Genomic DNA, 24,387 nt, shown 5'->3' with positions numbered 1-24,387 from the left:
ACCCCGTGAACGGTGAATCGACGAGCAGTGGCGCGGGGAGGCGCGAGCCGCGCGAGCCGTACGATCCGCTCCGGTTGTGCGTGTACGCGACCGTCGCGCTGCTGGCCTGGCTGCTCGGCCCGTGGGCGGTGCTGGGGTTCGCGGCGCTCGGGTTCGCGGGTTACTGGAAGGCGCGGCGAGCCGGGCTGACCCGGAGCAAGTGCCTGCTCAGGGACACCCGGCTCGTGCTGGCCTACCTCGGACTCATCGGCCTGGCGGCGCTCGCGGCGATCATTCTGTGATGGCCGCCAGGTTCAGGACGGTGTACTCCTTGCCGCCCCCGCGCGCCACGCCACGGCAGGCGCCTCGCTCGCACTGCTCGGAGTACTGCTGGTCGGCGTCCCAGTAGACCGTGGTGGGCGGCGCGGACGAGGACGCGCCCATCGCCACGAAGCCGCCGCGCGCGCCGGCCGGTTTCTCGTGGATCCCGGCCGTCGCCCCGGTGGCCAGGTCGTACACGACTGAAATGGGCGAACGTTCCTGGGAGTAGACGTTGAACAGGGCGTACCGGTCACCGAGCAGCCAGCGGGCACCGAAGGGCCGGAACATGGCCGGCAGCGTCCGGCGTCCGGACCCGTCCAGCCGCTGCACGACCAGGCGGCCGCGCTGGATCGCCGCGCACCACTGCGCGTTGCACTGCGTCATCGACGCGCCCTCCGGGATCGCGACGTCCTGTGAGCGGCCGGTCTCGAGGTTGACGACCCGGGTCACGTTCGCGCCCGGCTCGTCACCGGCGCGGGCGACGGCCCAGGGCCAGGACGTGAGGTGGAGCCCGTCCGTGCCGGCCAGCCGCTCGGGGGTGCCGCCGCTCAGGGGTACGCGGTGGACGCCGCCCTTGCGCAGCGACCACACCAGGGAGTCGCCCGTGAGCCCGATCGCGTCGACGTCCGCCTTGACCTCGGCCACGCGCTCGGCCTCGCCGCCCGCCCTGGGCATGATCCAGAAGTCCGTCAGCCCGGCCGGGTCGCGGACGGTCTCGCCGTACCAGGCGATGTACCCGGCGTTCGCCGCGAAGAGCTGCGGATAGTAGCGCTTGCCCCCGGACGGGATCTCGCCGAGCACGCGCCTCCTGCCGGTCGCCGAGTCGTACACCTCCAGCCGCCCCGCCCGCTCGAACGCGCTGTTCGCCGCGAGCAGCACCTCGGTCGGGCCCAGCCCGATCACCGGGTACATCCGCCGGCCTTTGGAGTCCCTGGCCGGCATCTTCAGGATCGCCCGCGGCCACAGGTCGGTGACCGACTCGATCGTCACGGGAGCGGACGGCGTGACGGTCACCGCGGGCTCGGCCCGCCGCTCCTCGCCCGACAGCACCGCCGCCGTGCCGCCCACGACGGCCACCACCGCCGCGGCGGCCAGCAGGACCCGCACCCGCTGCCTGGTACGCCGGGCGCGCCGCCGCCGCGCCACGCCGCCCGCCAGGTCCAGGGGCCGGGCCTGACCGGCGGCCGCCCGCAGGGTGCGTACGAGGTCGTCTTCGTTTCTCATCGCGCCTCCCGCAGCACAGGTGCCTGTCGCTTGATCCGGAGCTTGTCCAGGGCACGGGCCGCCTGGCTGCGCACCGTTCCGCGGGTGACGCCGAGGATGTCGGCGATCTCCTGGTCCGGCAGGTCCTCGTAGTAGCGCAGCACGAGCACGGCCCGCTGCTTGCGGGGCAACTCCTGGAGCTCGGCCCAGAGGTCGGCGTCGCCGTACCGGTCGTGCTCGCCGCGCTCGGGTACGGCGGCGACCAGGTCCTCCCGCCGGCGCCGGCGCCATGCCTTGATGTGCAGCCTGACCATGGTCGTGCGGACGTACCCCTCGGGGTCGTGCTTCTTGCGCACGCGGGGCCAGGCGTCACCCAGACGGGCCAGAGCTTCCTGTACGAGGTCGGCCGCGTCCTCGGAATTGCCGGACAGCACGTAGCCGTACCGGAGAAGCGCGTCGCCCCGGGTCCGGACGAGCTCGTCGAAATCCTCCACGAACCCAGGGATCGCGTAACGGGGGTATCTGTTGCACGCCTATTCGGCGGGGACGTACAGGCTGAGCGTCTCGGCGATGCAGGCCGGCCGCTTCTCGCCCTCGATCTCGATCGTCATCTTCAGGCTGGACAGGTAGCCGGCGGGGGTGCCCTTGACGTCGGTGAGCTCGCCCAGGGCCCTGATCCGCGCGCCGACGGGGACCGGCCTGGGGAAGCGGACCTTGTTGAGCCCGTAGTTGACGCCCATCGCGATGTTCTCCACCTTGACCAGGGAGAACATGAACGCCGGCAGCAACGACAGGGTCAGGTATCCGTGGGCGATCGTGCCGCCGAACGGCCCGTCCTTGGCCCGCTCCACGTCCACGTGGATCCACTGATGGTCATCGGTGGCGTCGGCGAAGAGGTTGACCTGGTCCTGAGTGACCGTGCGCCACTCGGTCGGCCCGAACTTCTCGCCGACGGCCGCCTTGAGCTCCTGAACATTCTCGAACGTCCGCATGGGCGAACGCTATTGCCCGGCCCGGACGGCTGCCAAGTTCGGGGTGCCCCGCAGGGTGCCAACGGGCCCGCGTCCTCTGTTGCGAAGATCTTTACTCGAAACCATCGCATAGGTGTTCGAGTCCGCGCTACAGTTCTAGGTACCGCAATCGAACAGAGGTTCGGCCTGGTGAGAGGGGGTGTGTCCGATGACGGTGCTCGCGCCCGCCCCTGCTCGGACACGCCGTAGCACTTTCTTCCCAAATCTAAGACGGCCGCTATATCCGGCAATAAAGTCCGAGAGCGTGGACCCTGTGCGAAACCCCTACGCTCCCGGCGCCGGACAGCGCCCGCCGGAGCTCGCCGGGCGTGATCGCGAGCTGCAGCAGTTCGAGGTCGTGCTGGAGCGGGTCGCCCGCGGCCGTCCCGAGCGCAGCATGGTCGTGACCGGCCTGCGGGGCGTCGGCAAGACCGTTCTGCTCAACACGTTCAAGTCCATGGCCATGCAGCGGCTGTGGGGCACGGGCAAGATCGAGGCCCGGCCCGACCAGTCGATCAGGCGGCCCGTGGCGGCGGCCCTGCACATGGCGATCCGCGAGCTGGCCCCGCGGCACCGCGCGCCCGAGCGCATCGAGGAGTTCCTCGGGGTGCTCAAGGCGTTCGCGATGCGCGATCCGGCCGCGGCCAAGGGCACCTCGCACTGGTCGCCCGGGATCGAGGTGCCGGCCAGCCGCGGGCGCGCCGACTCGGGCGACCTCGAGATCGACCTCACCGAGCTGTTCGTCGACGCGGCGAGCGTGGCCACCGACCTGGCGGTGGGCATCGCCCTGTTCATCGACGAGATGCAGGACGTGCAGGCCGCCGACGTCTCCGCGCTCTGCGCCGCCTGCCACGAGCTGTCGCAGTCGGGCGGGCCGCTGATCGTGGTGGGTGCCGGGCTGCCGCACCTGCCGAGCGTGCTGTCGGCCAGCAAGAGCTATTCCGAGCGGCTCTTCCGCTACGCGCGCATCGACAAGCTCGACCGGGAGGCGGCCGACCTGGCGCTGATCCTGCCGGCGCGCGAGGAAGAGGTGGAGTTCACCCAGGAGGCGCTCGACGCCCTCTACGAGGCGGCCGACGGCTACCCCTACTTCGTGCAGGCGTACGGCAAGGTCGCCTGGGACCTGGCCCCGCGCAGCCCGATCACCATCGAAGACGTCAAGGTCTCCGCCCCGGAGGCCGAGGAGGAGCTCGCGGTCGGGTTCTTCGGCAGCCGCTACGAGCGGGCAACCCCGGCCGAGCGCGACTACATGCACGCCATGGCGCAGATCGGCGACGAGCCGGTCGCGACCGCCGAGGTGGCCGACGCCCTCGGGCGAAAGCCGTCCAGCCTCTCGCCCGCCCGCGACAGCCTCATCAAGAAAGGGCTCATCTACAGCGCCGAGCGCGGCCTGATCGCGTTCACGGTGCCGCACTTCGGGAAGTTCCTGCGCGCTCAACCGATCTGAGCGGCGCCCCTAGACCTCTATTGGGCTGTCTAGTGGGGAAGCTAGACAGCCCAATAGAGCTATATCGTCATGCCTGTCGAGGGAAATCTAGGGCTCTCTAGCGTCAGGCCGATACTGGCGTATATTCCGGCAGAGAGCCGCTGTCCGCCGCGCTGACCACGGCCACCCGCACCGCCGGGCGCCGGCCGCTCAGATAGACGGCGAAGACCACGTCGTCATCGTCGTGGTTGCGGAAGGCGAAGAAGCGCCAGCACAGCTCGCGCCAGGTGTCGTACGGCTCGGCCGAGACGAGCTCGCCCCGGTGCGCCCGCCAGATGCCGCTCGACCTGAGCCGGGCGAGGGTGACGGACTCGGCGGGGCCGCGGCGCTGCTCGCAGGGGGCGCGGTAGCGTACGCGGTCGATCAGCTCCTCGATCTCCGGCGACAACATCGCGAGCACGACCACCCCGGCGGCCGTGAACCACGACGGCCGGGTCGCGGCCACCCAGCCCGCCACCGGCGTCCACACCGCCATCCCGGCCATCCCGGTCAGCGCCACCGTCCGGCCGATCGAGCGCAGCCCGACCGGCGCCGAGCTCACCTCGCCGAAGCAGCCGCACCCCGCGTCGGGCCGCCGCCTGCGCAGCTCCAGCAGCACGTACGTGGACAGCGCGAAGAACGCGACCGTGCCCCACCGGAAGAGCGGATGCGTCGTGAGCAGCAGCCCCGAGGCCAGCACCAGCTCGCCGGCCGCGCAGACCAGCAGCGCGGGGACCTGCATGCGCCCGGGCACCAGCACCGCGGGCCCCAGCCTGGACAGCGACCCTGGCTCGCGCCCCGAGCCGACGGCGAGCACCTTCGCCGCCGTGCCGAGGAGGAGCATCATGACCAGGAGCGGGAGCTGCGATTCCAGCACGGGCCTACCCCAATCCGATCTGCGCGTTGAAGCAGCCTTTGACGAGGTCACCGCCGAGCTCGACGTACGAGGGCGGCGACAGCTCCGCGATCCGCCCGCGCGGCGAGGTGTCGCACTCGACGCAGCGGTCGCAGAAGCGCCCGGCCATGCAGCCGCACGCCACCACCGGGACGTTGGCGGAGCGGTTCGTGCACACGTTCCTGACCTGGAGCAACGACCCGACCGCGAGGTACGGCAGGCCCGCGCACGACACGCCCGTCCGGGGGCAGCCGGTGTCAGAGCGTTCCAGCATGGGGTAGGCCGCGCCCCGCTCTTCCTCGTCGAACATGTCCGACCAGGTGGCCGTGCCGGAGATGCGCGATTGCATGCCCGTGTACACCGGGGGCGGTGGCGGCACGGAGCGCGCCGGGTAAGGGGGCTGGGAGGTGGCGGGCAGCAGGGCCAGGCTCGCGCCGTCCTGCCTGAGGCCGATGGCGTCGAAGAGGTAGCCGGGTTCGAACTTGGGATGGCGTACCTGGAGCCGTCCCGACGCCCGGTAGGGGATGACGACCGTACGGTGGCCGCGGTGGGGACCGCAGTCGAGCTCGACCGTCAGGTCCTTGCGGCCCGCTACGGAGAGGATCGTCCCGGTGATGCGGGTGGTGTCGGCCCAGATCCGTTCGACCACGCGGCCCTCGCGCAGGGCACGCATCAGCACCATGGAGCCCACGGGCAGGTCGGCGGGGGCGGCCTCGGCGCCGTGCCAGGCGGTGGCCCAGGGCGCGATCACGAGGCGCTCCTCGACGCCGTCGGGGGTCTCGATGATGATCAGGTGCGGGCTGACGTCCAGAACCTCGCCGACGACCGCGCGTAAGGGGTCGCCGTTGGCGGGGTCGGGGCCGGGAACGCCGCCCTCGCGGCCGAGCGCGGCCGCGGCGAGCACCCGGCGGCGCTCAACGCTCGGATACCCCATCCGCCCTCCCTCGCCCTTATCGGGTACTAGATTCACACGACTTGGGGGCGGCTCACACCGTAGTGGCCCAGATGGGAGCAAAATACGCATCCCCGGGGAGGGAGTTCATCTCCGGCGGCGTACAAACCGCCACCGACCTTGACGGACCTTTATCCACGGCGGGCCGAAACCTGAATTGTGGTTCCGGCCTAAACGGGCATCAGGCTGCGATTCTGGCCACGATGCAGACCACCAGTTGGGAAGACGAGTTCCGCGAGTACGTCATGGCGCGCGGCCCCGCCCTGCTGCGCGCGGCCCACCAGCTCACCGGGCATCCGCTGGATGCGGAGGACCTGCTGCAGAACGCGCTGACCAAGACGTACCTGGCCTGGGACCGGATCGAGGACCGGGGCGCGCTGGACGGGTACGTCCGCCGCGCCATGGTCAACATCAACATCTCGCAGTGGCGGCGGCGCAAGCTGGAGGAGTACCCGTCGGACGAGTTGCCGGAGCCGGTCGCCCACGAAGCGGTGGCGGTCTCGGAGGTCCACGAGGCGCTCGAACAGGCCCTGCGGGAACTGCCCGAACGCATGCGGGCCGCGATCGTCCTGCGCTATTACGAGGACATGACCGAGCCGGAGATCGCCAAGACGCTGGGGATCAGCGTGGGGACGGTCAAGAGCACGGTCTCGCGCGGGATGGCCAAGCTCAGGACCGCACTGGGGCTTCCGACGACTCGCTGACCGCGCCGGCCTCGGTGGCCCCGGCCGTGGCGCAGGGGCGTACGACGTCTCTGATCTTGCGCAGGGTCTTCAGGAACGCCTCCAGCTCGGCCGCCTCCAGCAGGCCGGTGAGGCACTCGTCGATGTCCCGCAGGTGCTGCGGCAGCACGGACTCCAGCCGCTCGCGCCCGGGGTCGGTGAGTGCCGCGTACGACGCCCGCCGGTCGCTCGCACACGCCTCCCTCTTCACCAGCCCCTCACGTTCGAGCCGATCGACGACCCTGGTCATCCCGCTCGTGGACAGCCCGGTCTGCGCGGCCAGGTCGCTCATGCGCAACCGCTGCCCGGGGGAACGTGCCAATCGGATGACCGTCTCGAAGTCGATCTCGGACAACCCCGCCGCCGTCAGCACCGGCGCGAACCGGCCCATCAATCCGGCGTGCACCTCGCTCAGCAGCCCGACGGCCGTCAGGCGGGAGTCGTCAAAGTTCATCACGCTCACACCCTAGCGGACGATAGTTGACGTGCGGAATATTCCTCGTGTAGAAATTTGTTGCCGCAGACATCCGCACCGCAAGCTTTCTGAGGAGAACCCCGATGAGCACCCGTACCTGGGAGTCCCTGACCATCCCGGCCGCCGGCACGTACAACCTGGACGTAGCGCACACCCGCATCGGCTTCGTCGTCAAGCACATGATGGTCAGCAAGGTCCGCGGCCACTTCGACAGCTTCAACGGCTCCGTCACGATCGCGGAGAACCCGCTCGAGTCCACCGCCGAGCTCACCATCCAGACCGACAGCATCAGCACCGGCATGCCGGACCGCGACGGCCACCTGCGCAGCGACGACTTCCTGTCGACGGAGAAGTTCCCGCAGATCACCTTCAAGAGCACCCGCGTGGTGGGCCACTCCGGCGACGAGTTCACCGTCGTGGGCGACCTGACCATCCGCGACGTCACCAAGCAGGTCGAGCTCACGGTCGAGTACGGCGGCGCCGGCACGAACCCCTGGGGCCAGGCCGTCTGGGGCTTCTCGATCAGCACGGAGTTCGACCGCGAGGAGTTCGGCCTGACCTGGAACCAGGCGCTGGAGGCCGGCGGCGTGCTCGTGGGCAAGAAGATCAAGATCGAGATCGAGGGCGAGGCCAACCCGGCCGCCTGACCCGTCCACCGCTTCACGCCCGGGTTATCCACAGCCCTGAAGCCCGCCCCAACTCTGGGCGGGCTTCATCCACAGGCAGTTACCCACAGGCTGTTGATAACTCTTGGTGAAGGCTGGCGGGGCAATCGCTTTGCCGCCTCGCCAGAAGGCCGGTACGCTGTGCTGAGCCGCGGTGGCTTCCAGGAGGATTCGCCTAGTCAGGTCTATGGCGCCGCACTGCTAATGCGGTTTGGGTTTACCGCCCATCCGGGGTTCAAATCCCCGATCCTCCGCAGGTAGGAGGCCCTCTTCCCTTGGTTGGGGAGAGGGCCTCTTTGGTCTTTGAGGGCTTCATAGCTGCCACGGAGCTACGAGTCACCCCAGAACGCTGGAGGTCCGGCGCTCGCCGTCGTTCCGCATGAGGGTGTGGATACGTGGGTGCAGCGCTCTGTGGTCACTCGGGTATGGCCGAGGGTCTCCTGTACGACGCGGTTGTTCACACCCTGTCGATGAGGAGCGTCGCGGAGGTGTGGCGGGCGTCGTGCACGCGGACGTCCCGGACGTCGGCTTGCTTGGGGATGGCTTTCCACAGCTTCCAGTCCTCGGTGCGCTCGATCGCGTATTGCTCTCATGCTCGGTGTCTGGACATCGACCCGTCCGCCCCTGATCCGTGACAATCACTCTGTGCGTCTCCTATGAAGTCGGCCCTACAGCGATTAAAAGTCTGAGGTAACACGGCGTGGTTGGGGAGTGTGCCGGTGGGATGCGTTATCCGGATGGTGGTGGTCTGACCCCGGCGGCGCGAGCCAAGCGTGAACAAGTCCGCTTGGAGGCCGCCGGACTGTTCGCCGCGGGCATGTCGCCGCCTCAGGTGGCTAGGAAGCTGCGGGTCTCCCGCAAGTCGGCCTATGTCTGGCACCAGGCCTGGCGCACGGCAGGAGCCGAGGCGCTGGTGTCGAAGGGGCCTGGAGGGCAGCAGTGCCGGCTGAACGTCGCGCAGGTGGAGCGGTTGGAGGCCGCGTTGGACGCCGGTCCGGCCGTGTGGGGGTGGAGCGAGGATCAGCGGTGGACCCTGGCGCGGGTCACCGTGCTGGTCGGCAGGTTGTTCCACGTCTCCTACACCCCGCGCGGGATCTCCTATCTGCTGCATCGGCTGGGCTGGAGCCCGCAGGTGCCCCAGCGCCGCGCCATCGAGCGTGACGAAGAGGCGATCGCCACCTGGGTGAAGGAAACCTGGCCGCTGGCGGAACAACGGCGCGGGACCAGGACGCGTGGCTCTGCTTCGCCGACGAAGCAGGGCAATCGCTGAGGCCACCTGCGGCCCGTACCTGGTCCCGCCGTGGACGCACCCCGACCGTCACCGTCTCCGGCAAGGGCTCCGGGCGCATCAACCTGGCCGGGCTGATCTGCCTCAAGCCGGGGCGGCGGACCCGCCTGATCTACCGCATGCGGATCTACCGGCGCCGCAAGAACGAACGCAAAGGGTTCACCGAGACCGACTACGCCCGCCTGCTGGATGCCGCCCACCAGCAACTCGGCGGGCCGATCGTGCTGCTCTGGGACAACGTCAACACCCACGTCGACGCAGCGATGCGCACTCTGATCGACGCGCGCCCGTGGCTGACAGTGTTCTACTTACCGACCTACGCGCCCGAACTCAACCCGGTGGAGATCGTGTGGTCTCACCTCAAACGCGGGCTGGGCAACCTGGCCCCCTGCACCCTCGACGGCCTCTCCCTCTTGATAGCAGCCCCTGCGGTGACCGGCTTCACGTTCACGGCCCTCCTCTGTGCTCTGCTCTTCGGAAAGACCGTGGGCTCGCCACGAATAGACGCAGCGTAGAACACATGGAGAAGGCATGGAAGGCCATGTCTTCGCTGCAACAGTTACGCGCTGTAGAGCCGTAACCTATGGCCCTAGACTCAGCTGCCATGGCGATCAATACGTCAGGCCATCTCTGGCGGGGTGATAACTTCGAGGATCTCGCCGACCTTCTCCGCGAGCACCAACCGGGTGGCTACGCCGTCCAGCGAGTGAGTGAGGCAGTGTGCGCCCGATGCACTGGAAAGCACTTCAACGTCATGGCCGATGACGTTGAAGGTTGTGTACAACGGGTCTGCGTCGCATGCGGGGATGCCTCCTATGTTGCAGACAGCGCCGACTACGTGGATGAGGCCGATCTCGGTGAATGTGCCTGCCCATGTGGGGGCGCGGAGTTCGCTGTGGCAGTCGGGTTCGCCTTCCGCAACGACGGTGAAGTGCGCTGGGTCAGCATTGGCTTGCGCTGCATTAGTGACGGAAGCCTAGGTGTATACGCAGACTGGAAGATAGATTACAGTCCCACCGCTCACCTCCTGAAACTGACCTGATCAATGATGCTCGACTCTCGCACTTGATGAAGTTGAGCATGCGTCGGGCATGCGATCGATGAGGCCATTGCCGCACTCCCGCTCGCCACCGGGAATGGCGGAGTCGAACAGTACGACCGCCTCGCGTACCTCCCAGCCCAGGTCGTCGTCATCGTCCCGATCCGGCCCTGCCTTGATGACCCGCTTGCCCGAGGGCAACTGGATGACACTCGGCCAGTTTCGGTCGGCGACCTGAGCTATGTGGGGGCACTTCCTCTCAGCGGGGCATCGCCCGAGCGTGTCGGGCCGAAAGGGCCGCCCATCGCTCGGCGTCGCGTACGTGGCCGCCGCCTGGTGGCCAGGTTGACTCCTTGCTCGCCTGTATGTCCCGCCGACTGCCGTCGTCCGCGCCGGGTGGGGGAAGTTCCGCTCCGGCGCGCTCCACGAGCACCAGGGCCGTCGCTATGAAGCCGTCCATGAGTGAGTGCAGGATCGGGTGGTTCGTACGCTCGTAGCGGTCGATGAGGGCCCCGACGAAGGCGGTGAAGGCGGTCAGGTCGATCTCGCATTCGTCGCTCTCCATGGGGCCGAGACCCGTCGGCAGTCCCGTTTCGGGGGCGAGTGCCTCCGCTGATCGCATGAACAGGCGGGCGACGCCGTTCGATGGATTCCAGAGGACCTGGTCACCGATTCGGAAATATTGGCTCATCGGACGAAGGCTAGTTTCGTCGGGCGGGGTCGGGGCGATTCGACCTTTCTTGTGGAGGTGTCGCCGATCTAGGCTCCATGGTCATGGTCCGCACCACCTCCAGCCCGCCGGTCGACGTCACCCAGCTGTTCCCCGAACTGGGCGCGTACGCCAGGACGGCCGTACGCCTGCATCCGCGACCGGGGAACCCGAGCATGCACGACAGCCACATCGGAGGGCCGCTGATCTGGCCGGCCGCGGAGCCGTGGCCGGTGTGCGACCGGACAGTCTCCGTGAACATCCCCTACACCGATGAGACCCCGGGAGGTCCCCGGGACCGAACGCCGGAGAGTCCGATACCCATGGTCGGCGTCGCCCAGTTCTACGCGCGCGACATCCCCGAGATCCCCTTTCCCGAGGGCACGGATCTGCTCCAGGTGCTGTGGTGCCCCAATGATCACATCGTGGACGGCAATCCCGTGCCCTTTCCGCTGCTGGTCTGGCGTACCACCTCGGACCTCACCGACGTCCTCGCCGAGCCGCCCATGCGACCCCACGACACGGCGGCCAGCCCTCCTGACGCTCCGGCGGCCGAGCTGAGCAAGGACTATTACCTACCGCGCCCCTGCGTGCTGCACCTCGAACGGGTCACTGAATTTCCCTATCCCGAAGAACTACCCGAGGAGCTCGAAGCGGCTCTCGACAAATGGGATGAGGAGACCGAGGCCGACTACCAGTACCTGCTGTCCATCGCGCCGGGCTGCAAGATCGGTGGCTGGGAGTCCTGGCACCTCACCGACATGTACGAGCTCCCCTGCGAGGTCTGCGGCACCGAGACCGAGCCGCTGCTCCAACTGGACAGCAGCGAATGGGACGGCGGTAGCGAACCCCGATGGCGGCCCCTGGAAGATCGCCACCTCCGATCCGCCACGCCCGAATGCTGGGAGGCGCTCGAACCCACCACGCTCCAACTCGGCCGGTACGCATCCCTGTACATCTTCGTCTGCCCCCGGTTCAGCGAACATGGCTACCGTCTGGCCATCCAATAGCGGGGAGGCGCCCCGCGGCTGGGCCGCCTCCCCTGAGCCGTCAGAGTTCGATGGTGTGGGTGGTCCGGGTACCGAGGAGCCGGTTGTCGCGGTAGAACCAGCACTTGGCCTTGTAGTGGTCGCCGTTGGTGCCGCGGATGCGCGCGGTCAGGAACAGGATCGCGTTGTTCTGGTGCTTGCTGTAGATCCCGTGCTGGTGCCAGCGCGGGAGCGGGAAGCCGTGGCGGTGCAGCGGGCGGCAGGTGATCGCGTAGAGGCCGCGTCCGCAGCCGGACGCGCCGGCGCCGATCTGGTAGCGGGTGTTGCCGCGCCGGTAGATGTTGGCGGCCAGGCGGCAGGCGGAAGCGCCCGCAGTGGCCGCAGCGCCCGCAGCGCCCCCAGTGCCCGCAGCCGCCGAAGTGGCCGCGGTCGCCACAGCCGCTGAAGCGGCCGAAGTGGCCGCGGTCGCCACAGCCGCTGATGCGGCCGAAGCGGCAGGCGCCTGCGTCACCACGGTGGCCGGGGCAGGTGCGGCGGCGTTGGCGGCGGGCGTGGCGAGCAGGGGGCTCAGGGTGGCCGCGGCGGACAGGGCGGCCAGGGTGCCGATGGCGCTGTTCATGGTGCCTCCTCATCGTGGGACGAGACGGGGAGCGGATGCTCCGCCTCCGAGGGTCACGGCGCCCCGATGGCCTTGAACAGGCACGGACGTTGCGCATTAATGGCTGCAACAACCGCAACAATCCCCGACGCCGGCGGAGGATGCTGTGGCACGCGGTGGACGCAGAGATCGCCCGATCGATCGGCGCTCCGGGCCGTCAGCCGGTTTCGTCGACGACCTGCGGCGCCTGCGGGGCGCGATGTCGTTGCAGGAGATCGGCACCCGGATGGGGTACCACTCGAGCACGGTGTCGAGACGGCTGAACCCGGACGAGCCGCCTCCGCTGGACTTCGTCCGGGCCTACGTCACGGCCTGCGGGGCCGATCCCGGTCCGTGGGAGGAGCGGTGGCGGGGGCTCACCGAGGAGATGCCCGAGCGGCAGACTCCGAACGGGCCGGTACGGCGCCCGCGGCGGCGCTGGATCGTCCTCGGCGCGGTGACGGTGGTGATCGTCGTGGCGGGCGTCGTGGTTCTCGCGGTTGTGCTGTTACGGCCGTCCGGTTCCGAGCCGTCCGCCGTCTCCGTCTCGACCACCAGTCCCGAGCCTCCGGAGAGGGGTACGGGGTTCCCCTGGCGGATCGACCGCATGTCCACGCGCCTCACCTCCCGCACCTGGTCCCAGACGGCCGAGGGAAGCATCGAGATCTGGGCCGACCTGGCCTGCCCGCGGAGCGCGGCCCCGTACTGGATCGCCCTGCGGCCGGAGGGCGAGGCGGTGCGGTTCACGTGCGGCTCCTGGCAGCACCACCGGTGGGAGCGGGTCCCGCCGGGAAACCACCACTTCGAGGTGTGGAAGGACGCCGACGGCCAGGCGCTGAGCGGGGTGGGAGCGCTTCGGGCGAGCACGCCGATCGTCGAGCGGCCCAAGGCATCAGATTGAAAAGTCAGGGGGAGGTAGGGGAGGAGCGCGGTGGTGTGCGCCCACTCCCTCACGTCCCCGCGGTCCTGGAGCGCCCTAGAGCTGCAGGATCGACAGGATGTTCCCGGCCGGGTCGGTGAACCAGGCGATCGGTGGGCCCTCGCCGCGGGCCACGCCGCGCTCGTCCTGGCCGAGGCCCTCATAGCGTTCGAACCGCACCCCCCGGGCCGTCAGCTCGTCGACCGCCTTGTCGATGTCCTCGACGGGGAAGTTGAGGATCGTGAAGGTGGCCGGTACGTGGCCGTCCCCCTTCGGGTAGGCCAGCACCTCCGTGCCGCCCCCGAGGTGCAGCGTCAGGAGCCCGTTCTCCTCCGTGACCCGGATCCCCAGGGTCTCGCCGTAGAACTTCTTCGCGGCCCCGGTGTCGTTGACCGAGAATCCGCTGAACGCCTTGGTCGTGCCGAGCATCTCTACATCCCCTTGCGGTGTTCCTCGCTGAGCTGAATGATCTGGACGTAGTTGCCGTCCGGGTCGATCGCCGTGGCGAACAGGCTGCCGTCGCGGTCCTCGAGCTCGGCCAGCCACTGCGCGCCGGCCTGCTCCATGCGTGCCGTGACGGCCCGGGCGTCCTCCACGTCGAAGTTGAGGATCATCCTGCCGGGCTCCGGGTTCTTGTCGGCCACGTCCGCCCGCGAGTCGATGAACAGGAAGAACTCCCCGAACTTCAGCACCCGGTATCCGTTGACGTCGGTGTTCTCCTCCGGGTCGAGCGAGGAGACGTACCAGGAGCGCAGCCGGTCGGGGTCGGTGCTGGACAGCAGCAGGCTGCCCAGAACGGGTCTCTTCATGGCGAGGTCCCTTCTCTTTCTGACGGGTCGATGTACAGACCGGCCGGCCCCCGAGAAGTCATCGGCACAGCTCCCAAAATAGGGAAAGCGCGGCGCGCCCGGGGAAGGGCACGCCGCGCCGTCTTCAGGTGGATCAGCCGGTACGGAGGGTGAGCCCGTACACGCTCAAGGCCTCATTGACCGGCTGGTGGTACGTGGTGCCGCCGATGGAGCAGTTGCCCGAGCCACCGGAGGTCATGCCCTGCGCCTGGCTGCCCGAGATGAACGAGCCGCCGGAGTCGCCGGGCTGTGCGCACGCGCTGGTCCTGGTCAGGCCGCTGACCGTGCCCTGCGGGTAGGTGACGCTGGCGTTGTGCTGCTGGATGGTGCCGCAACGCCAGCCGGTGGTCGAACCGGAGCGGCAGATGGACGAGCCGACCGAGGCCTGGGTGGAGCCGCGGACGGTCACGTTCGCGCCGCCGGAGCCGCGTACGTACGGGGTGGCGGTGTTGCCGGGAGCGGCGACCCAGGCGTAGTCGTTGCCCGGGAAGGACGAGCCCTGGAAGGTGCCCGTCGGGTTGGTGGTCCTGGAGCCGGTCCGGCCGCAGTGGCCCGCGGTGGTGAAGCCGGGGGTGGTGCCGCGGGTGACGGCGAAGCCGACGCTGCAGCGGCTGGAGCCGATGTAGTACGCCGCGCCGCCGATGATGTTGATGAACGTCGTCGGCCGCTCGGCCGTCGCCGACACGGTGACCGCGCTCCTGTCCACGCCCGCGGCGGCGGCGAGGGCCTCGGCGGCCTCGACGGTGGGCGCCTGGACGGAGACGGTGTTGGTCGTCACGTCGACGTACCAGAGGGCGGCCGCGGCCTTGGCCCGCCTCGGGGCCTGGTCGAGCTGCGTCATGACGCCGTTGAGCTGGGCCAGCGAGCGCGCTACGACGACGGGCTGCGCGCCCTGCGCCTCGATGGTGGGGGCGGTCGCCGGGTCCGTGGTGGCGACCATGAGCTTGGAGGCGTCGGCGTTCAGCCAGGCGCCGCCGTACGAACCGCCCAGTGCGGTGGTCAGGTTCGACTCGACGGCCATGGCGCGCTCCTCGTTCGCCAGGCGGGCGACGACCTGTGCCTCGGAGAGGCCGAGGTCGCGTTCGAGCGCGTCGATCATCGCGGGTGGTGCGGGGGAGGCGGATTGAGGTGCCGGGTCAGCTGCTGCTGGGCTGAGGGGGGTGGCCAGGCAGGCGGCGAGGATGATCGCGCCTGTCAGCGCACAGCGTTTACTCAACATGTGCACTCCTCGGGTGGGGGTGCTGTCAAGCTAACGGTTGCTTCGAGTCCTGCTTAGATACCAAACAGGCTCTATTTCGGTGTTATGGGGGCTTTTTGGCCATGGCCCTGAATATGGAATTTGCCGCCTTTAAGGCGAAGGCCCAGATAGGTAGGTAAGGTCCCGTTGCTGGAGGTGTTCTCTGTGCGCAATGGTGTTCGTCATTTGCTCGGCGCCGGCACGGGATTGCTGGCCACGCCGCTGATCGCGGCGGGATTTCTCTACTATGCGAGCCTGGGCGGCGGATGGGTCGCCGTGGGCGTGCTCGCGGCCACCATGGTCGTCGCCGGCCTGCTGGCGGGGTCGCGGATCTCGCCGATCGCGTCGCTGGTGCCGGGCCTGGTCCTCGCGGGGCTGGCCGCGGCGGCGCTGGCGCGGGTGCCGGGGGTGGTGGCGCCCGCCCTGATGCCGGCCGGGTACGCGCGGGCGTACGCGGAGCTGGCCGAGACCTGGGCCCTGGTCGCGGGATGCGTGCTGCTGGCCGCCTCGGCCTTCCCCTCCCGCTGGCGGGGCGCCGTACGGGCGGAGCCGCCGCAGCCACCCGAGGAGGAGGCTCCGGCGGACCCGCCGCCGCCACCGCTGCCCAGGCGGATCCCGTCCCGCTACTGACCCGCGGGCACCCGCGACCGAGCCGTCAGGAGGGCGACGAGCATGTACGGGAGCGTCAGGAGCGCGAACGTCACCCCGTGCGACGCGTACGGCGAAGCCGCCCCGTACGCGGCGTAGACGCCGAGCGTCACCACGTTCGTGCCCAGACCGGCGACCGAGGTCACGGTGGCCCGCGCCGGCCCCGTGATCCGCTCCTGGAGGCGTACGTCGGCCAGCACCCCGGCCAGCTGGAACGCCCCGAAGGCCAGGGCGATCAGCACGAACCCGGCCGGGTGCCCGCCCATCGCCCCCGCGGCCATGGCCAGCGCGGCCAGCGCGAGCATCAGGGCGTACGCGCGGACCGGCATGCGCTCGGCGGGCCCCGCCAGCAGGCCGCCCGCCGTGGCGCCGACCCAGACCAGGAGGACGACCAGCGGGATGGCGGCCTTGGGCACGCCCGTCTCGGTTCCGAGGAACGGCACGTACTCCTCCAGCGCCCCCCAGATCGCCGTCACGAACGACACCAGCAGGACCGCGCGCAGCACGCCCCGATCCGCGCGGGCCAGGGTGATGCCCTCCATCAGCACCGCCAGGTAACGCCGGTCACCGGCGTCGCCGCGGGACCTGTGCTCGGGGAGCGTCAGGGCCGTGGCCGCGCAGAGGACGCAGGCGAGCACGCTGGCCACGCCCACGGCGGGGTAGCCGCCGGCCCCGAAGACGGGTACGGCCACGCCGATCGCCGACGCGGCGCCGGCCAGGCCGAGCGAGGTGGCCCGGCCCATGACGCCCGCGTACCGGCCCGCCTGGCCGCGCCGCTCCAGCTCCTCGTACGCCAGGGCCTCGTACGAGCCCGAGCCGAGCGCCTCCGCCGCGCCCCACAGCACGAACCCGGCCGCGAACGCCCAGTAAGAGGGAAAGAGCACCCACAGGGCGAAGCCCAGCCCGGCCAGCAGCGGGCCGAGGCACAGCAGCAGCCGCCGAGACACGGTGTCGGCCCAGGCGCCGGAGGGCACCTCCAGCACCATTCCCGTGAGGGACCAGATGACGAACAGGGAGGACGTCTGGGCGACGGACATCCCGGTGTCGGCGAACAGCAGGGTGTAGACCGGGTAGATCAGGATGAATTCGCTGAGGAACGCGTAGACGTACAGCGATGCGACGAGCATGAGGCCTTCCAGGGGGACGAGTAGGGACTCCGGGGGCTGTGGTCGCCCCGGAGGCCCGCGCGTCCCGCGCCGGCCCCTGGTTATGGATCAATGTCGCCAGGTCATGTGAGCGATTCTAGACGGAGATGTCCCCGATGCGCTCGCGGAAATCACGGCGCTCCAGCGCGCGCAGCGCGGCCGTCATCACCTGCTCCAGCGGCACCGGCAGCTCGGCGTCCAGCTCCGCCACGGCCCGCTCGGTGGCCGCCCACTCGGCCTCGACCAGGGGGAGCGCGGCGCGGGCCCGGTCGGTGAGGTGCACGATGCGGTGGCGGGCGTCGGCGCCCTTCTCCAGCGTGACGAATCCGGCGGAGCGCATCTGGACCACGGTCTGGCTGGCCGCCGAGTGGGTCACGCCGATCGCCCTGGCCAGGTCGCGGATGGCCATCGGCCCCTCCTCGACCAGCGTCCGCACGACGGGGGAGAAGCGGGGCCGGTATTCGGGCAGGCCGTGCTCGGTGTAGACGCCGGCGACGGCGCCGTCCATCAGCTCGTGGACGTGACGCATCAAAGTCCCCAGTCCGATCACGGAGACCAATGTAACAGCGCTGTCGAATCAGGCGGACTCGGCGTCGGGCAGCGGGATCCACTTGTGCGACCAGGCCATCAGCTCGTCCAGCACCGGGCGCAGCTCCTTGCCCATCTCGGTCAGGTGGTATTCGACGCGCACCGGCGACGTGGGCAGCACCCGCCGCTCGATGAGACCGGCGGACTCCAGCTCGCGCAGGCGCCTGGCCAGCATCGTGTCGTTGATGCCGGGGATGGCCGACTTGAGGTCGGCGTAGCGGTGAGCGCCCGTGAAGATCATCTGGATCACGGCGCCTGACCAGCGGGCGCCGATCAGCTCCAAGGCGGTGTGGAAGCGGGTGCACACCTGGTCCAGGCTCATGAGGACATCCTAGCGTGTGATAAGAAATATTGAGCTACTCAATAAAGTTGAGTTGCTCTACTCACGAGATCTCTAGGAGCAGTCATGGACAAGCCCGTTCTGCAGGTCATCGTCGGAAGCACCCGCCAGGGTCGCACCGGGCGCGCGGTCGCCGACTGGTTCCACGGCCGGGCCGTGGACTCGGGCGCGTACGAGGTGGAGCTGGTCGACCTGGCGGAGGTGAACCTGCCGTTCCTCGACGAGCCCCACCACCCCAGGCAGAAGCAGTACGTGAACGCGCACACCAAGGAGTGGAGCGCGCTCGTGGACCGGGCGGACGCGTACGTGTTCGTGACGCCCGAGTACAACCACAGCTTCTCCGGCGTGCTCAAGAACGCCCTGGACTTCCTGCACTACGAGTGGCAGCACAAGCCGGCCGGGTTCGTCAGCTACGGCGGGGTCTCCGGCGGCACCCGCGCCGCCAACGGCCTGCGCCAGGTGGTCAGCACGCTGAAGATGGTCCCGGTGCTGGAGGCGGTGCACATCCCGTTCGTGTGGGAGCTGCTGGGCGAGGACGGCACGTTGCGCCACAACGACGCGATGGACGCCGGCGCCGACGCCATGCTCGCCGAGCTGGCCAAGCTCACGGGCCCGCTGCGCACGATGCGGCTGTCGGAAGGCTGAGCTACGCTGCCGGACGTGGCACTGGCAGTGAGCGTGGTGGTCCGATATCGCAAGGCGGTGACGTACGGCGTGCACGCGCTGCTCGCCGCCTTGGAGACCGCCGGGGTCGAGCACGAGCTGCGGCTCGGCACCACCCCGGAGGAGACCGCCGAGCACATCCTGGCCAGTGACGCCGACCGGGTGCTGGTGCTCTGGTCGTTCTACTCGCCCGACGCCGAGGCCATGGCCGCCGAGCTGGCCACGGTGAGGTCGCTGAGCGGCGGGCGCGGGCTGCACATCGCGGGCGGCGTGCACGCCACCGCCGAGCCGCAGCAGGTCATCGACGCCGGCTGGGACCTGGCGGGCATCGGTGAGGGCGAGTCCACGATCATCTCCCTCGTCCGGGCGCTGCAGGGGGACGAGCCGCCGGCCTCGGTCCCCGGTCTGGCGATCAAGGACGCCGACGGCGTCGCGCTGCGCACCCGGCCGGCGCCGCAGCTCCCGCTCGACGCGTTCCCCTCGTTCGTGGGCAGGAACGGGCCGATCGAGATCACCCGTGGCTGCCGCTACACGTGCCGCTTCTGCCAGACGCCGTTCATGTTCGGCGGCCAGTTCCGGCACCGCTCGGTCGCCGGCGTGCGCGAGCACGTGCGCGGCATGGTGGCCAGAGGGCTGCGCGACGTGCGGTTCATCACGCCGACCTCGCTCTCCTACGGCTCCCCCGGGCCCGATCCCGACCTGGACGCGGTGGAGGAGCTGCTGGCCGGGGTCAAGGAGGAGCTGCCGCCGCACGGGCGGGTCTTCTTCGGCAGCTTCCCCTCCGAGGTGCGGCCGGAGCACGTCACGCCCGAGGCCATGCGGCTGCTCAAGCGTTACGTGGCCAACGACAACCTGATCATCGGTGCCCAGTCGGGGTCCGACCGGGTGCTGGCGGCCTCGGGGCGGGGCCACGACACCTCACCCGTACGCGATGCCGTGCGGATCGCGGTCGAGCACGGGTTCCGGCCGAACGTCGACTTCATCTTCGGCATGCCCGGGGAGTCGGAGGCGGACCAGGCGCTGTCGCTGGAGCTCGCCGGCGACCTGGCCGACCTGGGGGCCCGCATCCACACCCACACGTTCATGCCGCTGCCCGGCACGCCGTGGCGCGATGCCGAGCCCGCGTTCATCCCGCTGGCGACGATGAGCGAGCTCGACCGGCTGGCCCAGCGGGGTGACGCCTACGGGCACTGGCGCAAGCAGGCCGAGCACGCCGCGCGGCTGGCGGAGACGGCCAAGGCCTACCCCCGCCGGACCCCCCGCCGCCGCACCACCTAGGTCCTCGGCGGGTTGAGTGACCCGCCGCCTGGCGGGCCCACGATCCCGCGCCCCCGCTTGAGCGGCGGCGTCCTGCTCGGGCGCACGCCCGAGCGGGAGCGCGTGGGCCCCACCGCCGCTCCCTCGAAGGAAGGCGTGGGGACGGGTGGAAGAGGCGGGTCAGTCGCGGTGGTCGTCGCGTTCCTCCATCGAGGACATTACGCGGTCGAAGGCGTCGCTAACCGGGCGCAGCGCCTGCGAGAACGCGTTGACGAGCGGACCGAAGATCTCGGTCATCTCGGTCATGAAATCGGGACTCTTGCTTTCGGGAGGCGCCCAGCGCATGGCGTCCGCGCTCAGTGTCTCCCACTCGTCGACGACGCCGTCGATGGCGTCGAGCACGTGGTCAGGGTCGCTTGGCATGACCGTTCTCCGTGGAAGTCAGCCGTGGAGTCCTCCGTGGCGGGAGGGGTCGATAAGACCACGGTACTTCAGGCGGGGATGGACACGCCCACGCCGCCTCGGGTCTGTGCGCCGTACCGCTGCTTGTCGGCGTTCAGGTCGAGGGGACGGATGCTGCTGCGGCCGGCGAGGATCTCGTCGGTGAGCAGCGAGGCCGGCACCAGCCACGAAACCTCGAACTCCAGCCCGTCCGGGTCACGCGCGTACAGCGCCTTGGTCGTGCTGTGGTCGGAGGCGCCGACCAGCGCGCCCAGCTCGGTCAGCTTGGCCTGCACGCGCTCCAGCTCGTCGAGGGTGTCGACCTCCCACGCCAGGTGGTAGAGGCCGACGGACGTGCGGCCGGCCGGGGACGGGGCCGCGTCCGGGCCGATCTGGAACAGGCCCAGGTCATGGTCGTTGGTCGAGCCCGGGGCCTGCAGGAAGGCGGCGCCGCGCATGCCCATGACCACCTCGAAGCCCAGGGCCTCCCGGTAGAAGGCGACACTGCGCTCCACGTCGCGGACGTAAAGAACCGCGTGATTGAGCCTCTGGACCGGCATGGTTCGCCCCTCTCGACTGTCTCTCGGCACTAAGTATATGAGAGTTCAACTAAATTGGGAGAGTGACCCGATGGCTGGATGAGGACGAACAGCACGCCTGGCGGAGCTTCCTGGCCGCGACCCAGCTCATCAACGAGGCGCTCGACCGCCAGCTGCAGCGGGACGCGGGCATGCCCCACGCGTACTACATGATCCTGGTGGCCCTCTCCGAGGCGCCCGGACGCGCGATGCGGATGAACGAGCTGGCCGCCCGGGCCCAGAGCTCCCAGAGCCGCCTCTCGCACGCCGTGAACCGCCTGGAGGAGCGCGGATGGGTACGCCGCGAGCCCTGCCCCTCCGACCGCCGCAGCAATTTCGCCGTGCTCACCGGCGAGGGGTACGCCGCGCTGGCCGCCGCCGCCCCCGGGCACGTCGAGGAGGTACGGCGGAGCCTGTTCGACGTCCTCACACCGGAGCAGGTGCGGCGGTTGGCCGAGATTTGCTCGGCGGTCAGGAACACGCTGGAGGGTTAGCGCGCAAACTGTCGTGCCGAGGCCGTAGCGTTCTCCGGGTACCCGACCGAGGAGAGGCCGATGCACGACACCGAAGAGGCGCTGTTCAGGGCGGTTCACGGGATTGCGGGCCGGTTCGCCGGCCAGCCGGTGCCCGTGGTGATGGACGCGTTGCTGCGCCACCTGCCCAAGGCTCCCGGCCTCGAGGTGGCGGAGATCCGCAAGATCGCGGAGGAGATCAGCGTGGGGCGCGATCCCTCGGGCTTGTGAACAAGTGCTTGTGAACAACTGATCGCCAGGGGAGCATCGAACCATGTACGAGCCAACCCCTGACGATCGATTCACGTTCGGTCTGTGGACGGTCGGCTGGCAGGCGCGCGATCCGTTCGGGGACGCCGCTCGGGCGCCCCTTGATCCCGTCGAGAGCGTGCATCGCCTGGCCGAGCTGGGGGCCTACGGCGTCACCTTCCACGACGACGACCTGCTGGCCGTCGAACCCGACCGCGACCGGGCGATCGCGGCCTTCCGGAAAGCGCTTGCCGAAACTGGGCTGAAAGTGCCCATGGCCACCACGAACCTGTTCACGCATCCCGTCTTCCGCGACGGCGCCTTCACCAGCAACGACCGTGACGTGCGGCGATACGCCCTGCGCAAGGTCACGCGCAACCTCGACCTGGCCGCCTCGCTGGGCGCCTCCACCTACGTCTGCTGGGGCGGCCGCGAGGGGGCCGAGTCGGACGCGGCCAAGGACGTACGCTCCGCGCTCGGGCGCTACAAGGAGGCCCTCGACCTGCTCTGCGGCTACGTGCGCGAGCGCGGCTACGCCATCCGCTTCGCCATCGAGCCCAAGCCGAACGAGCCCCGCGGCGACATCCTGCTGCCGACCATCGGCCACGCGCTGGCGTTCATCGGCGAGCTGGAGCATCCGGAGATGGTCGGCCTCAACCCCGAGGTGGGCCACGAGCAGATGGCCGGGCTCAACTTCGTGCACGGCATCGCCCAGGCGCTGTGGCACGGCAAGCTGTTCCACATCGACCTCAACGGCCAGCACGGGCCGCGCTTCGACCAGGACCTGGTGTTCGGCCACGGTGACGTGATGAGCGCGTTCTTCCTGGTCGACCTGCTGGAACACGGCGGATACGACGGGCCGCGGCACTTCGACTACAAGCCCCTGCGCACGGAGGACCCCTCGGACGTGTGGGTTTCGGCCGCCGCCAATATGCGGACATACCTGATACTTCGGGATAAGGCCCGAAATTTCCGGGCTGATCCGGAGGTCCGGGAGGCGCTGCGTGCCTCCCGGGTCGAGGAGCTCGCGCTGCCCACCCTCAACCGCGGCGAGACCCTGGCCGATCTCGCCGGGGACGACTTCGATCCCGAGGTGGCCGCCGGACGCGGATACCATTTCACCCATCTGAACCAGCTTGCGCTGGAGCACTTGTTAGGAGTTCGTGGGTGACGCTGGTCGCTGGGGTCGATTCCTCCACGCAGAGTTGCAAGGTCGTCGTTCGTGACGCGAAGACGGGTGAGCTGGTGCGGCAGGGCCGCGCGGCGCACCCCGCGGGCACCGAGGTGCACCCGTCCCACTGGTGGACCGCGTTGCTGCAAGCCATCGAGGAGGCCGGCGGGCTGGACGGCGTGGCCGCCATCAGCGTGGGCGGTCAGCAGCACGGCATGGTCTGCCTCGACGAGTCCGGAAATGTCGTACGCGATGCCCTGCTGTGGAACGACACCCGTTCCGCGCAGGCCGCCACCGACCTGACGGCGGAGCTGGGCGGGCCGCAGGCGTGGGCCGAGGGTGTGGGCTCGGTGCCGGTGGCCTCGTTCACCGTGACCAAGCTGCGCTGGCTGGCCGAGCACGAGCCGGACAACGCCCGGCGCACCGCGGCGGTCTGCCTGCCGCACGACTGGCTCACCTGGCGGCTGCGGGGGGCGCTGGCCTCCGGGGTGCCCTTCGGGGTGACGGCCTGGGAGGGCGCGCCGGTGCCCGGCCTCGACGAGCTGGTCACGGACCGGGGTGACGCCTCGGGCACGGGTTACTGGTCGCCGGCGACCGGCGCCTACCGTACCGACCTGCTCAAGGCCGCCTTCGGCACGGTCCCGCTGCTGCCCCGGGTGCTGGGTCCGGCGGAGGGCGTCACGGCGGGCGCGATGCTGATCGGGCCCGGCACGGGCGACAACATGGCCGCCGCGCTCGGCGTCGGGGCCCGGCCGGGTGACGTGGTGGTGTCGCTCGGGACGTCCGGCACCGTGTTCGCGGTCGCGGAGACGCCCAGCGCCGACCCCGCGGGCCTGGTCGCCGGCTTCGCCGACGCGACGGGGCGCTTCCTGCCGCTGGTGTGCACGCTCAACGCCGCCCGCGTCATGGACGCCGCCGCCCGGATCGCCGGGGTCGGGCTCGACGAGCTGAGCGACCTGGCCCTCCAGGCGCCCGCGGGGGCCGACGGGCTGACGCTGGTGCCGTACCTGGAGGGGGAGCGCACGCCCAACCGGCCGACGGCGACCGGTTCCCTCCACGGGCTGACCCTGGCCACCTCGACCCCGGCCCACCTGGCGCGGGCGGCCATCGAGGGCATGTTGTGCGGCCTGGCCGACGCGCTGGACGCGCTGGCCCTGCGGCCGGAGCGGGTGCTGCTGATCGGCGGGGCGGCCCGCTCGGAGGCGGTGCGCCGCATCGCTCCGACGATCTTCGGCGTCTCGATCGCGGTGCCCCCGCCCGCCGAGTACGTCGCCGACGGGGCCGCGTACCAGGCGGCGACCCTGGTGGCCACGCCCGACTGGCGCTCCGAGGACACGTCGACCTACGACGGCGAGGCGGTCCCGGGGATCCGCGAGCGCTACGCCCGCGCCACGGGGCACGTCCTCGACTGAGACCCCTGATCCCCTGACGCACCCCCGAGG

At 70.0% G+C, this 24,387-nt stretch carries 32 protein-coding genes and 1 tRNA gene; 17 read left to right on the top strand and 16 right to left on the bottom strand.

Annotated elements, in window-relative coordinates; genetic code table 11:
• The first annotated feature begins 5 nt into the window (after positions 1-5).
• Positions 6-281 carry a hypothetical protein gene (locus tag ACTWPW_RS07210; RefSeq protein ID WP_443168239.1) on the top strand — a complete coding sequence of 92 codons (276 nt, stop codon included), beginning with the start codon at positions 6-8 and terminating at the stop codon, positions 279-281.
• Here ACTWPW_RS07210 and ACTWPW_RS07205 read toward each other — a convergent pair.
• From ACTWPW_RS07205 to ACTWPW_RS07195, 3 genes are read right to left on the bottom strand one after another with little or no spacing between them, the layout of a single operon-like run.
• The gene (locus ACTWPW_RS07205; protein WP_443168238.1) at positions 271-1,524 is read right to left on the bottom strand and encodes a hypothetical protein; all 1,254 of its coding nucleotides are present in this window, start codon (positions 1,522-1,524) and stop codon (positions 271-273) included. The genes ACTWPW_RS07210 and ACTWPW_RS07205 overlap by 11 nt on opposite strands.
• A complete protein-coding gene (locus ACTWPW_RS07200) occupies positions 1,521-1,997 on the bottom strand; it encodes a SigE family RNA polymerase sigma factor (protein WP_443168237.1) in 477 nt (158 codons plus the stop codon). Before ACTWPW_RS07200 ends, ACTWPW_RS07205 begins: the two co-directional genes overlap by 4 nt.
• A gap of 39 nt (positions 1,998-2,036) precedes the next feature.
• Positions 2,037-2,495, bottom strand: a complete 459-nt coding sequence (locus ACTWPW_RS07195; RefSeq protein WP_364111236.1) for a MaoC family dehydratase — start codon at positions 2,493-2,495, stop codon at positions 2,037-2,039.
• Positions 2,496-2,778: 283 nt separating this feature from the next.
• Between ACTWPW_RS07195 and ACTWPW_RS07190 the strand changes: the two genes are divergently transcribed.
• The gene (locus ACTWPW_RS07190; protein WP_364111234.1) at positions 2,779-3,960 is read left to right on the top strand and encodes an ATP-binding protein; all 1,182 of its coding nucleotides are present in this window, start codon (positions 2,779-2,781) and stop codon (positions 3,958-3,960) included.
• A 103-nt stretch (positions 3,961-4,063) separates the two neighbouring features.
• On the opposite strand, the gene ACTWPW_RS07185 is transcribed toward ACTWPW_RS07190, so the two are convergent.
• Together ACTWPW_RS07185 and ACTWPW_RS07180 are read right to left on the bottom strand one after the other, a co-directional pair.
• Positions 4,064-4,855: a MauE/DoxX family redox-associated membrane protein gene (locus ACTWPW_RS07185; protein ID WP_375110229.1), complete on the bottom strand. Its 792-nt coding sequence runs from the start codon at positions 4,853-4,855 to the stop codon at positions 4,064-4,066.
• A gap of 4 nt (positions 4,856-4,859) precedes the next feature.
• Positions 4,860-5,807: a hypothetical protein gene (locus ACTWPW_RS07180; protein ID WP_443168236.1), complete on the bottom strand. Its 948-nt coding sequence runs from the start codon at positions 5,805-5,807 to the stop codon at positions 4,860-4,862.
• A 221-nt stretch (positions 5,808-6,028) separates the two neighbouring features.
• On the opposite strand from ACTWPW_RS07180, the gene ACTWPW_RS07175 reads away from it, so the two are divergent.
• Positions 6,029-6,529, top strand: a complete 501-nt coding sequence (locus tag ACTWPW_RS07175; protein ID WP_364111228.1) for a SigE family RNA polymerase sigma factor — start codon at positions 6,029-6,031, stop codon at positions 6,527-6,529.
• On the opposite strand, the gene ACTWPW_RS07170 is transcribed toward ACTWPW_RS07175, so the two are convergent.
• Positions 6,495-7,001 (bottom strand): MarR family winged helix-turn-helix transcriptional regulator, encoded by a 507-nt coding sequence (locus ACTWPW_RS07170; RefSeq protein WP_375110926.1) that lies wholly within the window; start codon positions 6,999-7,001, stop codon positions 6,495-6,497. The two genes, ACTWPW_RS07175 and ACTWPW_RS07170, sit on opposite strands and share 35 nt — an antisense overlap.
• Before the next feature lie 104 nt (positions 7,002-7,105).
• Between ACTWPW_RS07170 and ACTWPW_RS07165 the strand changes: the two genes are divergently transcribed.
• From ACTWPW_RS07165 to ACTWPW_RS07145, 5 genes are all read left to right on the top strand, one after another.
• Entirely contained in the window at positions 7,106-7,669 is a 564-nt protein-coding gene (locus ACTWPW_RS07165; protein WP_375110227.1) for a YceI family protein, read from the top strand.
• A gap of 182 nt (positions 7,670-7,851) precedes the next feature.
• Positions 7,852-7,941, top strand: a tRNA-Ser gene (locus tag ACTWPW_RS07160).
• A 533-nt stretch (positions 7,942-8,474) separates the two neighbouring features.
• A complete protein-coding gene (locus ACTWPW_RS07155; protein ID WP_443168235.1) occupies positions 8,475-8,957 on the top strand; it encodes a winged helix-turn-helix domain-containing protein in 483 nt (160 codons plus the stop codon).
• Entirely contained in the window at positions 8,867-9,490 is a 624-nt protein-coding gene (locus ACTWPW_RS07150) for a transposase (protein ID WP_443168298.1), read from the top strand. The genes ACTWPW_RS07155 and ACTWPW_RS07150 overlap by 91 nt, the downstream gene beginning before the upstream one ends.
• A gap of 89 nt (positions 9,491-9,579) precedes the next feature.
• Positions 9,580-10,017 (top strand): hypothetical protein, encoded by a 438-nt coding sequence (locus tag ACTWPW_RS07145; RefSeq protein WP_443168234.1) that lies wholly within the window; start codon positions 9,580-9,582, stop codon positions 10,015-10,017.
• A 256-nt stretch (positions 10,018-10,273) separates the two neighbouring features.
• Here the strand turns inward: ACTWPW_RS07145 and ACTWPW_RS07140 are convergent, their stop codons facing one another.
• Entirely contained in the window at positions 10,274-10,705 is a 432-nt protein-coding gene (locus ACTWPW_RS07140; RefSeq protein ID WP_443168233.1) for a DUF6086 family protein, read from the bottom strand.
• A gap of 83 nt (positions 10,706-10,788) precedes the next feature.
• On the opposite strand from ACTWPW_RS07140, the gene ACTWPW_RS07135 reads away from it, so the two are divergent.
• Entirely contained in the window at positions 10,789-11,733 is a 945-nt protein-coding gene (locus ACTWPW_RS07135) for a hypothetical protein (RefSeq protein WP_443168232.1), read from the top strand.
• Between the two features lie 40 nt (positions 11,734-11,773).
• On the opposite strand, the gene ACTWPW_RS07130 is transcribed toward ACTWPW_RS07135, so the two are convergent.
• Positions 11,774-12,331: a hypothetical protein gene (locus tag ACTWPW_RS07130; protein ID WP_443168231.1), complete on the bottom strand. Its 558-nt coding sequence runs from the start codon at positions 12,329-12,331 to the stop codon at positions 11,774-11,776.
• Positions 12,332-12,476: 145 nt separating this feature from the next.
• On the opposite strand from ACTWPW_RS07130, the gene ACTWPW_RS07125 reads away from it, so the two are divergent.
• Positions 12,477-13,250: a helix-turn-helix domain-containing protein gene (locus tag ACTWPW_RS07125; RefSeq protein ID WP_443168230.1), complete on the top strand. Its 774-nt coding sequence runs from the start codon at positions 12,477-12,479 to the stop codon at positions 13,248-13,250.
• A 75-nt stretch (positions 13,251-13,325) separates the two neighbouring features.
• Here the strand turns inward: ACTWPW_RS07125 and ACTWPW_RS07120 are convergent, their stop codons facing one another.
• The 3 genes from ACTWPW_RS07120 to ACTWPW_RS07110 form a co-directional block, all read right to left on the bottom strand.
• Positions 13,326-13,697, bottom strand: coding sequence for a VOC family protein (locus ACTWPW_RS07120; protein WP_364111182.1), 372 nt, complete (start codon positions 13,695-13,697; stop codon positions 13,326-13,328).
• 2 nt (positions 13,698-13,699) lie between these two features.
• A complete protein-coding gene (locus ACTWPW_RS07115; RefSeq protein ID WP_364111180.1) occupies positions 13,700-14,077 on the bottom strand; it encodes a VOC family protein in 378 nt (125 codons plus the stop codon).
• Positions 14,078-14,210: 133 nt separating this feature from the next.
• Entirely contained in the window at positions 14,211-15,335 is a 1,125-nt protein-coding gene (locus tag ACTWPW_RS07110) for a S1 family peptidase (protein WP_375117355.1), read from the bottom strand.
• Positions 15,336-15,518: 183 nt separating this feature from the next.
• On the opposite strand from ACTWPW_RS07110, the gene ACTWPW_RS07105 reads away from it, so the two are divergent.
• The gene (locus ACTWPW_RS07105; protein ID WP_443168229.1) at positions 15,519-15,983 is read left to right on the top strand and encodes a hypothetical protein; all 465 of its coding nucleotides are present in this window, start codon (positions 15,519-15,521) and stop codon (positions 15,981-15,983) included.
• Here the strand turns inward: ACTWPW_RS07105 and ACTWPW_RS07100 are convergent.
• From ACTWPW_RS07100 to ACTWPW_RS07090, 3 genes are all read right to left on the bottom strand, one after another.
• Entirely contained in the window at positions 15,977-17,128 is a 1,152-nt protein-coding gene (locus ACTWPW_RS07100) for an MFS transporter (protein WP_443168228.1), read from the bottom strand. The genes ACTWPW_RS07105 and ACTWPW_RS07100 overlap by 7 nt on opposite strands.
• Positions 17,129-17,243: 115 nt before the next feature.
• Positions 17,244-17,696: a MarR family winged helix-turn-helix transcriptional regulator gene (locus ACTWPW_RS07095; protein ID WP_375117352.1), complete on the bottom strand. Its 453-nt coding sequence runs from the start codon at positions 17,694-17,696 to the stop codon at positions 17,244-17,246.
• A 27-nt stretch (positions 17,697-17,723) separates the two neighbouring features.
• Positions 17,724-18,056 (bottom strand): winged helix-turn-helix transcriptional regulator, encoded by a 333-nt coding sequence (locus ACTWPW_RS07090; RefSeq protein WP_364111170.1) that lies wholly within the window; start codon positions 18,054-18,056, stop codon positions 17,724-17,726.
• Positions 18,057-18,140: 84 nt separating this feature from the next.
• Here ACTWPW_RS07090 and ACTWPW_RS07085 point away from each other — a divergent pair, with 84 nt between their 5' ends.
• Both ACTWPW_RS07085 and ACTWPW_RS07080 read left to right on the top strand, forming a co-directional pair.
• The gene (locus ACTWPW_RS07085) at positions 18,141-18,719 is read left to right on the top strand and encodes an NADPH-dependent FMN reductase (protein WP_375117351.1); all 579 of its coding nucleotides are present in this window, start codon (positions 18,141-18,143) and stop codon (positions 18,717-18,719) included.
• A 15-nt stretch (positions 18,720-18,734) separates the two neighbouring features.
• A complete protein-coding gene (locus ACTWPW_RS07080; protein WP_375117350.1) occupies positions 18,735-20,015 on the top strand; it encodes a TIGR04013 family B12-binding domain/radical SAM domain-containing protein in 1,281 nt (426 codons plus the stop codon).
• Positions 20,016-20,174: 159 nt separating this feature from the next.
• Here the strand turns inward: ACTWPW_RS07080 and ACTWPW_RS07075 are convergent, their stop codons facing one another.
• Both ACTWPW_RS07075 and ACTWPW_RS07070 read right to left on the bottom strand, forming a co-directional pair.
• Positions 20,175-20,396 carry a hypothetical protein gene (locus ACTWPW_RS07075; protein ID WP_375117349.1) on the bottom strand — a complete coding sequence of 74 codons (222 nt, stop codon included), beginning with the start codon at positions 20,394-20,396 and terminating at the stop codon, positions 20,175-20,177.
• Positions 20,397-20,485: 89 nt separating this feature from the next.
• Positions 20,486-20,995, bottom strand: a complete 510-nt coding sequence (locus ACTWPW_RS07070; protein ID WP_375117348.1) for a VOC family protein — start codon at positions 20,993-20,995, stop codon at positions 20,486-20,488.
• Between the two features lie 62 nt (positions 20,996-21,057).
• Between ACTWPW_RS07070 and ACTWPW_RS07065 the strand changes: the two genes are divergently transcribed.
• The 4 genes from ACTWPW_RS07065 to ACTWPW_RS07050 are packed head-to-tail and all read left to right on the top strand — an operon-like array spanning position 21,058 to position 24,357.
• Entirely contained in the window at positions 21,058-21,507 is a 450-nt protein-coding gene (locus ACTWPW_RS07065; RefSeq protein ID WP_375117347.1) for a MarR family winged helix-turn-helix transcriptional regulator, read from the top strand.
• Positions 21,508-21,567: 60 nt separating this feature from the next.
• Positions 21,568-21,756: a hypothetical protein gene (locus tag ACTWPW_RS07060; RefSeq protein WP_043619667.1), complete on the top strand. Its 189-nt coding sequence runs from the start codon at positions 21,568-21,570 to the stop codon at positions 21,754-21,756.
• Between the two features lie 43 nt (positions 21,757-21,799).
• A complete protein-coding gene (gene xylA, locus ACTWPW_RS07055) occupies positions 21,800-22,945 on the top strand; it encodes a xylose isomerase (RefSeq protein WP_375117346.1) in 1,146 nt (381 codons plus the stop codon).
• Positions 22,942-24,357 carry a xylulokinase gene (locus ACTWPW_RS07050; RefSeq protein WP_443168227.1) on the top strand — a complete coding sequence of 472 codons (1,416 nt, stop codon included), beginning with the start codon at positions 22,942-22,944 and terminating at the stop codon, positions 24,355-24,357. Before xylA ends, ACTWPW_RS07050 begins: the two co-directional genes overlap by 4 nt.
• Positions 24,358-24,387: the final 30 nt, after the last annotated feature.

It is taken from the genome of Nonomuraea sp. KM90 (assembly GCF_052246675.1).
Taxonomy (GTDB): Bacteria; Actinomycetota; Actinomycetes; order Streptosporangiales; family Streptosporangiaceae; genus Nonomuraea.
This window is presented reverse-complemented; position numbering and strand designations above follow the sequence as displayed.

Bases quoted from the DNA above. Each gene is read 5' to 3' on its own strand.
- ACTWPW_RS07205 (WP_443168238.1), bottom strand. From the start codon at position 1,524: ATGAGAAACGAAGACGACCTCGTACGCACCCTGCGGGCGGCCGCCGGT.
- ACTWPW_RS07195 (WP_364111236.1), bottom strand. From the start codon at position 2,495: ATGCGGACGTTCGAGAATGTTCAGGAGCTCAAGGCGGCCGTCGGCGAG.
- ACTWPW_RS07180 (WP_443168236.1), bottom strand. From the start codon at position 5,807: ATGGGGTATCCGAGCGTTGAGCGCCGCCGGGTGCTCGCCGCGGCCGCG.
- ACTWPW_RS07175 (WP_364111228.1), top strand. From the start codon at position 6,029: ATGCAGACCACCAGTTGGGAAGACGAGTTCCGCGAGTACGTCATGGCG.
- ACTWPW_RS07170 (WP_375110926.1), bottom strand. From the start codon at position 7,001: ATGAACTTTGACGACTCCCGCCTGACGGCCGTCGGGCTGCTGAGCGAG.
- ACTWPW_RS07165 (WP_375110227.1), top strand. From the start codon at position 7,106: ATGAGCACCCGTACCTGGGAGTCCCTGACCATCCCGGCCGCCGGCACG.
- ACTWPW_RS07145 (WP_443168234.1), top strand. From the start codon at position 9,580: ATGGCGATCAATACGTCAGGCCATCTCTGGCGGGGTGATAACTTCGAG.
- ACTWPW_RS07140 (WP_443168233.1), bottom strand. From the start codon at position 10,705: ATGAGCCAATATTTCCGAATCGGTGACCAGGTCCTCTGGAATCCATCG.
- ACTWPW_RS07135 (WP_443168232.1), top strand. From the start codon at position 10,789: ATGGTCCGCACCACCTCCAGCCCGCCGGTCGACGTCACCCAGCTGTTC.
- ACTWPW_RS07130 (WP_443168231.1), bottom strand. From the start codon at position 12,331: ATGAACAGCGCCATCGGCACCCTGGCCGCCCTGTCCGCCGCGGCCACC.
- ACTWPW_RS07120 (WP_364111182.1), bottom strand. From the start codon at position 13,697: ATGCTCGGCACGACCAAGGCGTTCAGCGGATTCTCGGTCAACGACACC.
- ACTWPW_RS07115 (WP_364111180.1), bottom strand. From the start codon at position 14,077: ATGAAGAGACCCGTTCTGGGCAGCCTGCTGCTGTCCAGCACCGACCCC.
- ACTWPW_RS07110 (WP_375117355.1), bottom strand. From the start codon at position 15,335: ATGTTGAGTAAACGCTGTGCGCTGACAGGCGCGATCATCCTCGCCGCC.
- ACTWPW_RS07100 (WP_443168228.1), bottom strand. From the start codon at position 17,128: ATGCTCGTCGCATCGCTGTACGTCTACGCGTTCCTCAGCGAATTCATC.
- ACTWPW_RS07090 (WP_364111170.1), bottom strand. From the start codon at position 18,056: ATGAGCCTGGACCAGGTGTGCACCCGCTTCCACACCGCCTTGGAGCTG.
- ACTWPW_RS07085 (WP_375117351.1), top strand. From the start codon at position 18,141: ATGGACAAGCCCGTTCTGCAGGTCATCGTCGGAAGCACCCGCCAGGGT.
- ACTWPW_RS07070 (WP_375117348.1), bottom strand. From the start codon at position 20,995: ATGCCGGTCCAGAGGCTCAATCACGCGGTTCTTTACGTCCGCGACGTG.
- ACTWPW_RS07060 (WP_043619667.1), top strand. From the start codon at position 21,568: ATGCACGACACCGAAGAGGCGCTGTTCAGGGCGGTTCACGGGATTGCG.
- xylA (WP_375117346.1), top strand. From the start codon at position 21,800: ATGTACGAGCCAACCCCTGACGATCGATTCACGTTCGGTCTGTGGACG.